6 protein-coding genes are annotated in these 7,753 nt (G+C 55.4%); all 6 read left to right on the forward strand.

Annotated features, from left to right (window positions below; translation table 11 throughout):
* The first annotated feature begins 1,553 nt into the window (after nt 1-1,553).
* Entirely contained in the window at nt 1,554-2,081 is a 528-nt protein-coding gene (locus APH35_RS09520) for a GIY-YIG nuclease family protein (protein WP_060514672.1), read from the forward strand.
* 222 nt (nt 2,082-2,303) lie between these two features.
* On the forward strand, nt 2,304-2,558 hold the full coding sequence (locus APH35_RS09525) for a hypothetical protein (RefSeq protein ID WP_060514673.1): 255 nt from the start codon (nt 2,304-2,306) through the stop codon (nt 2,556-2,558).
* A gap of 162 nt (nt 2,559-2,720) precedes the next feature.
* Complete coding sequence (dnaB, locus tag APH35_RS09530) at nt 2,721-4,250, forward strand: replicative DNA helicase (RefSeq protein WP_060514674.1); 1,530 nt, start codon at nt 2,721-2,723, stop codon at nt 4,248-4,250.
* Between the two features lie 56 nt (nt 4,251-4,306).
* Nucleotides 4,307-5,704: a replicative DNA helicase gene (dnaB, locus tag APH35_RS09535; protein WP_060514675.1), complete on the forward strand. Its 1,398-nt coding sequence runs from the start codon at nt 4,307-4,309 to the stop codon at nt 5,702-5,704.
* 111 nt (nt 5,705-5,815) lie between these two features.
* Complete coding sequence (locus tag APH35_RS09540; protein ID WP_060514676.1) at nt 5,816-6,067, forward strand: hypothetical protein; 252 nt, start codon at nt 5,816-5,818, stop codon at nt 6,065-6,067.
* Nucleotides 6,068-7,054: 987 nt separating this feature from the next.
* Nucleotides 7,055-7,753: nucleoid-associated protein (locus tag APH35_RS09545; protein ID WP_177335363.1), on the forward strand; the 699-nt coding region annotated here is incomplete at its 3' end.

Genomic DNA, 7,753 nt, shown 5'->3' on the forward strand with positions numbered 1-7,753 from the left:
ATGGCCTACAAAGGCCTTGGTTTGAGCAACCTGAGGACTGGATACTCCTCTGCGACGCCTGAAGAAATTCAGGCGGTGACCATGGATTCAAAATGCGCGACTCGGCTGCTGGTGAATGCCAACCGAAGCGCGCAGGAAATCCGGGTTAGGGATCTGGACAGGGTCAAGGAGCGCTGCGCGCTAGTTGATCGTCAGTCTGCAGCGTTCGAGGGGGCGGCACCATGATTACGCCCTGCCGGCAGCCCACCACAAATCAGATTCGTCGCAACTATGTAGTTGGCACCGTCTGCATCGCAGCTTTTACAGCGAGCTCTTTCGCATATACGTTGCCCGGCCTCACCGCAAAGGCTGCATCGTTTGTGGTTGGGTACTGGGCGGCACTGCCGTTTGTACACCTAGCTACAGGGCATGGGTTTGGATTCAAGAAAAAGCGTGCAGCATTAATCAGCACCTCTGGCGCAGGGGGTCGCGATTGTGGTGATGCTCAAGGTGCTGTTGAGAACCCTTCTCTGCTGCAGCCTGAAGTAGCTCTGACCGAGACGGGGACATTAACGAGCCCGCAACCATTGTCAATCAACAGCGCTACGCAGAGTCGAGGGTGAATTAAGTGAATAAAAAACTCAAGAATGGCAGTTCTGGTTGGAAGACAAACTGGCTTGGAGTTTGTGAGCGACCTAGGTTCTTTACCATGGTCACGTTCAAAGCGCTGTCAATGTTTGTTGTGCTAACTATCTTGAGTTTATTGCGCTCGGCTGTAGTTCTTGCAGTGCTTGTCCTAATAATATCAGCGTTTGGTAAGGTTTTTTCGTCTGAAGAGTCGTTCGACGTACAAAGTCTTGCTCACGTAGATGGGCCGCCAGACTATTTTGCCCTGACAATCATGATTTTGATTTGGCACGGGGTGGTATGCGATGCATTTTTTGCGCTCCGGAAATGGCGAAAAAAAAGGGTTCAGAGTCGCAACGAAATCAAGATCAGCTACATTCAGAAACCATAGGAAAGCGTTGAAGTTATATGATTGTAAGATGGTGGGATGAGCTAAGTGTTCTGGCTAAAGATTGCCTCATCGCTGCTCCATTTGTCCTGTTGTTCGTTGGGTTGGTGATATGGGGGTGCATCTACTTTGCTCCACAGACCGTCACTCGGCCTGTTGGAGAGGTTAAATCGTTGATGCTTCATAATTCTTCTTTTTCAACTATCACGACCTTGGAAACTACTGACGGCTGGTACCAGCTAGAAGGGGCAGTCTCCGGAGCTAGAGGAGATATCGTGAGTATTGAGACGACTGGCGGCCTTCAGAAGGCATGTATTGAGTCCAAGGATAGTAAGGCTTGCTTCAATTTTCGCTGATGTGAAATGGGTGGGGCTGTGGAGTGGGCAGATCTGGCGCAGGATAGTAAAGCAATCGTCTCACTTTGGAGTGACGGGGCACGAGCCCCGCCCTTCGATTGCGAATCGGTAGTGAGTCTTGCGCCATTTTGAGTCAGTATTCCGCGGTATGGCCGGGTGATGAAGCTCGGCCCTCACAAAAGCGGCACCCGGAGCTGAGACACTTGAAAACCCAGGAGCAACTGCGTTATTACGAGGCTGCGATCATCGCGGCACCGCGGCGAATACTGGCTGGCGACGCCGGCTGGAAAAAAGACATCACACGTGACGCAGGTGTTTACGTGATCTGGAAGGGAAAATCTCCGGTTTATGTGGGGGAGACTTCGGCACTTCGCGCCAGGATGAGAGACCTAACGAACGTTAAAAATCATTCATTCGCCAAAAAAACCTGCGCTTTGTTTGGCCTTTGCACCAGCGACAAAAAGGGCTTGGTCAGCACTTATTCGAGTAACTATGAGGTGTCCTTCTGCGCGGTCCCGTTTGGGCGAAAGGAAGTCGAGGAGTATTTGATCTTGCGCTGGCGCTCAACCCTGTCGAACAAAGAGACAGCTCGACTGCTGGCAGGGCACCAGTACAGTTGGTTTGTGGCCGCTCCTACCTTCGAGACCGATGGCAGCATAACTGCGGACATCCAAGGGGTGCCGGGCAGTCAGGCCCAAGTGCTCGATATCGAATTGGCAGAAGCTCTTTAGATCCTCTTTTGTTCTGTAATTTCGTCATTCATGAAGGTCTGATTGTTTCACTGAAATCATAGAATTTTCGGTGCTTTACGATTCATCATGCTGACCATCTATGCTGTTTGACATTCAGTAAATCTTTCAGGATTATAGATACGTGTTACGGCTTTTTGGCCTTAATCCGCGACTGCGCATGTCAGCTCAGGTGTAGTCATGGCCCCATCCTGGAGAGTTTGAATGTCGATCCCAACACCGAGCGCCGAAACTTCAGGCCAGGCCGATAATGATGCTTTCCTGGAGGCGGCGCTGCAGGAATTCCGGGAGAAGATCCAGGCCGCTACTGGTCGATCAGTGCTCCCGCTTGAGTTGGCGGCATTTCGCGCCCAAGTCGCAACTTGCATCGCTCACCGGCAGCCGAGGCTCGTGCAGTTGGGCCTTTGCGACTTTCAAACCCGCACCGGCCGGGCAACCTTGATCGAAGTTACGTTCTGATCCGGCCGGCCACCCAGCGCGTGGTAGTTGCGTTCTAGGCCCCCAAACAACGAACATCGTTACCGAAACCCAGCTGTCAGCGCAGACCAGGACCTCCAGTAGGTGCTCATTGCCGCTGGCGGCTTGATCCAACCCAGCATTTTCACCAGTAAGGCCTGAGGTTTGAACGACCATATCCATCTAGCAGCTGAATACGAACAGCCCCCTAACCGGGAGCTGCCGCATTCTGTTGAAGCCGAGCAGGCCATTCTAGGCGGATTGCTGAATGACCCGCGTGCTTGGGTCCGAGTCTCTGACCTGGTCGTCGAATCTGATTTCTTCCGCGCTGACCATAGGCTCATTTTCAAGGCTATTGCCAGGCTGCTTGAAGAGGGGCGGGCGCTTGATGTCGTCACGGCACAGGAGGCCTTGGAACGTGCCGGTGAGCTCTCGAATGCAGGTGGCTTGGCCTATCTGAGAGAGCTTTCCGATAACACCCCGTCCGTCGCCAACATCGCGCCCTTTGCACGCGTAGTCAGCGAGCGGTCGCAGTTTCGAAAGATCATCGGAGTGTGTGGGGAGATCGAGCAAAGCGCCAACTCCCCTGACGGCCGCTCCGCGGAAGATCTGGTGCATGATGCCGAAGCAAAAATGCTGTCTGTGGCCGGCCAACGGCCGAAGGAGGGCGGTCCGGTTGGCATCGAAACACTGCTCAGGAAGGCCGTCGAGAAGATCGAGACAGCCCATGAGTCAGGGCTTGAGTCCCTTGGCCAGTCCACTGGCTTCGTTGACCTTGACAGCAAGTTGAGCCTGTTGCGTCCAGCTGATTTGGTCATCGTGGCCGGCCGGCCATCCATGGGCAAAACTACTTTTGCCATGAACATCGTGGAAGAGGCCGTTCTGCGATCGGAAAAAGTGGTCGTGGTCTACTCCATGGAGATGCCGGGCGATGCGTTGCTTACGCGGATGCTCGCCTCCATGGGGAGCATTGACCAGTCGCGAGTCCGATCCGGGAAGCTGTTGAACGAGGACTGGACCAAGCTGACCAAGGCTGCCAACGCGCTCAACAAGAACGATCGCTTCTTCATTGACGACACGCCGGCGCTGAGCCCTTCGGAGATGCGTAGCCGCACGCGGAGGCTTCGGCGTGTGCACGGCGAGATAGGCCTGATCATGGTGGATTACCTGCAGCTGATGCAGATCCCCGGATACGGCGGTCTCAACCGGACCAACGAGATTTCGGCCATCTCCAGGTCACTCAAGGCTTTGGCCAAGGAATTTGATTGCCCCGTGATTGCTCTCTCGCAGCTCAATCGCTCGGTGGAACAGCGCAAGGATAAGCGCCCGGTGAACTCCGATCTGCGCGAGTCCGGCGCCATCGAGCAAGACGCTGATGTGATCATGTTTGTGTACCGGGATGAGGTGTACAACCCCGACTCCCGGTTTGCTGGCACCGCCGAGATCATCATCGGCAAGCAGCGAGAAGGCCCCACCGGTTTCGTCCGGCTCGGCTTCGAGGGGCGATACACACGCTTCGTCAATTTGGAGCCGGGTACCCACGACTTCACCGATCAAGAAATGGGGGTTGAGAGAATTGACCCCAATCCGCGACTTGGCCGTATGCCTGTCCAGAAGCTCGTAGAAGGGGCTGCGAAGAAGGTTGAGGGGAAGGGCAGGGGGCGGCGCCGAAAAGGCGTGAGAAAGCCCCCGTGAAGCCTCCTGTTACCACTCCACTCGATAGCGCCCCCAACTGACGGAATCAGATGCACATGAACGACGATTACGCACCAGAGCAGCTCGACCTACAGACATCCTCGCTGAAGGTGCCACCGCACTCGATCGAGGCTGAGCAGTCCGTGCTCGGTGGTCTCATGCTCGATAACAACGCCTGGGAGCGCGTGCTCGATCAGGTGTCCGACGGCGATTTCTACCGGCATGATCACCGGCTGATTTTCCGCGCCATCGCCAAGCTGGCGGACCTGAACGAGCCTTTCGACATCGTCACGCTGCACGAGCGTCTGGACAAGGAGGGTCTGAGTAGCCAGGTCGGCGGGCTGGCCTATTTGGCGGAGCTGGCCAAGAACACTCCGTCGGTGGCCAACATCAAGGCCTACGCTGCGATCATCCGGGAGCGGGCGACCCTGCGCCAGCTGATCAGCATCAGCACGGACATCGCAGACAGTGCTTTCAATCCGGAAGGGCGGAATGCTGCGGAGATCCTGGACGAGGCCGAACGGCAGATTTTCCAGATCGCTGAAGCCCGGCCGAAAACTGGCGGCCCGGTAGGTGTCAAAGACCTGTTGACCATGGCCATCGACCGCATCGACACGCTGTTCAACTCCGACAGCGACATCACCGGTGTGTCGACCGGCTTCACCGACCTAGATGAGAAGACCAGCGGCCTTCAGGCGGCCGACCTGATTATCGTGGCCGGCCGGCCATCGATGGGCAAGACCACCTTCGCCATGAACCTGGTGGAGAACGCTGTGCTGCGGTCCGAGAAGGCGGTGCTGGTGTTCTCGCTCGAAATGCCAGGTGAATCGCTGATCATGCGTATGCTGTCGTCGCTCGGCCGCATCGACCAGACCAAGGTGCGATCTGGCCAGCTGGACGATGATGACTGGCCGCGACTGACTTCCGCGGTGAACCTGCTCAACAACCGCAAGCTGTTCATCGACGACACCGCCGGCATCAGCCCCTCGGAAATGCGAGCACGCACACGCCGCCTGGCCCGTGAGCACGGCGAGATTGGCATGATCATGGTTGACTACCTGCAGCTGATGCAGATCCCGGGCTCTGCCGGCGACAACAGGACCAATGAGATTTCCGAGATCTCCCGTTCCCTCAAGGCGCTGGCCAAGGAATTCAACTGCCCTGTCATCGCCCTGTCGCAGCTGAACCGCTCCCTGGAGCAGCGCCCGAACAAGCGCCCGGTGAACTCCGACTTGCGTGAATCCGGTGCGATCGAGCAGGACGCCGACGTGATCATGTTCGTGTACCGGGATGAGGTGTATCACCCCGAGACCGAGCACAAGGGCGTGGCGGAGATCATCATCGGCAAGCAGCGTAACGGTCCGATCGGCTTTGTCCGGCTGGCGTTCATTGGCAAGTACACCCGTTTCGAGAACCTGGCGCCGGGCATGTACAACTTCGACGATGATGAGTGATGACGACGTAAGCGGGTAAGGGGAGGTCCAGCGCAGTCATGTGCTGCTGCCTTCATACTCGCTGTTGAGCATCTCCTAGGTACGAAGCCTACATCCTCCTGGAGATGCCACATGCACAACCTCAACGTATCCGAACTGACCTGGCCACAACAGGTTGCTCTCGACGACTACGTGATCTACACGCAGCGCCTTCCTTGCGAGCCTGTCGCTGCTGAGCAGTGGTTGGAGCGGAAGCGAAAAGACTTCATTGAGCACATCATGCACATCAACGAGCAGGCCAGTTATACCGCTTTCCTTGCCCGCCTGATCAAAGAAACGCCTTCTCCCGCCGCACGGGCCGCTGAACTGGCTGCTCGCCAGTGAGCCCGCGGCTGCTGGTCCTGGTCTCGATCAAGGGAAAACCCCGGCTGACAGATGTTCAGGGTCTTTTCCGGTTAGCCATCACCGCACGCAGCTCTGACGAGTACCCCTGTTGTGTGATCAGCTTTCAGTAAACGCATCACCCACCCCGGCCAAGGCTGGGGTTTTTTATGTTTGGCCTGCTCTGGTTACCCGGACTGGGGCCTTGGCGGGCGGTCAACTGTTTGTGCGAGCTGTAGGTTCACAAAATAGGTGATAGGCCCGGCCCGGTGAAATGGGAAGCTCGACCGTTTTTTTTGTGAAATGAAGGGATACTTTTCACAGAAAAGCCGAGAAAACCCTATTCCCCTCTCACAAAAGTTGATTGGCCTAGTAAAGGCCAGTGTGTTTCCCCTTCACGACCGGCACGTGCCTTTTCGGTAAGGGATGAGGAGTAGTCGCAGCGATCCTTTAGCTCCCAGTCTGGCGACTTTGGGTTCAGAATCCGACCGGCAATGCCCGCCGTCACTACTTCAAAGGAACCAGCTTCCTCTGCTGCCAAAATTGCGGGGGGGCTCATGCTGGTGCCCAGGCCCGACAAATGCGCAGTTGCAGCCCTCAATTGCAAGGCTATCCAAGGCGGCACGCGTGTCAATCTAGATCTGATGCATGGCGGTGAGCGGCCTCACAGAGGTGACACCGGAGATTCAGGGATCCCCTCAAAGCTAGCCCAAAAAGCCAAAAGAGCGTCGCTGCTGCCATTTTCCAGCTCAGATAAGCTGTCCATGCTGAATTAGATGCCTTCGGCCATGCGGCTTCAGACACTCCTGGACTGAAGGCATGACCATATATCTGCATAAAACAAACAGTTCTCGACAAAATAACTGTATGTAAATACAGTTGCTCGCACAGCTGTGCCATCTCGGAATGCACACAGCGACCAAGGTAGATTTGCAGGGAAAGGTGAGATTTTTGTAATCTCATATTGATATTACGAAGGGATGTCGACCTGTGATTACGCTAAAAACTGCCATCATTCACAGCTTCAAGAAGCTGGCCTATACCGAATATGTTTCCGAGGTGGTTAAAAAGGAAGTCGTTCTAAATACAGAAAACCCGGCTCTCAAGCTTCTTGTCGAAGGCATCAATGGCTTGATTGGCAAGGAGGGCAATAGCGTTGTCTACGGCCAATTCGCCAACGATGGTCGTCAGGGTCCGTTTCCTGATCGCTTCGCCGCCTTCATTGGTCAACAAAATGATACGGACCAGTTTGTTTCGCTGACTCACCTTGCAATGGACCAGTTGGTCCACCAAGCGGGAGGCCGGACGTTGGCTACCGGCGGACACATTCTTTGCGCCCAATATACGTCCGGTGCATCCGACTTCTTCCTGGTCGCTAGCATAAAAGAGCGTGGTGGTATTCAGCTGGATGAGAACTACGTTCCAAAGGAAATTCAAGAGGTAGACCTGAAGACTGTTCAGCAGGCGGCAAGGATAAACTTAGGGAGCTTCGTCACAATCACTGCAGCAGCTGCCGAAGCTGCCGACAAGAATGCGGCCAAAGAGGAGGAGGAGGATGCTGAGGAAGCAGATTCGACATACCTTTGCTTTATCAGCCGAGGTAGAGACAGCCAGGCGTCTGATTATTTTATCTCCGCTCTAGGGTGCGCCAAAGGCGTCGCATCCGGCCGTGCCACCAAAAATGCCATT

The sequence above is a fragment of the Pseudomonas sp. NBRC 111132 genome, assembly GCF_001320565.1.
Classification (GTDB): domain Bacteria; phylum Pseudomonadota; class Gammaproteobacteria; order Pseudomonadales; family Pseudomonadaceae; genus Aquipseudomonas; species Aquipseudomonas putida_P.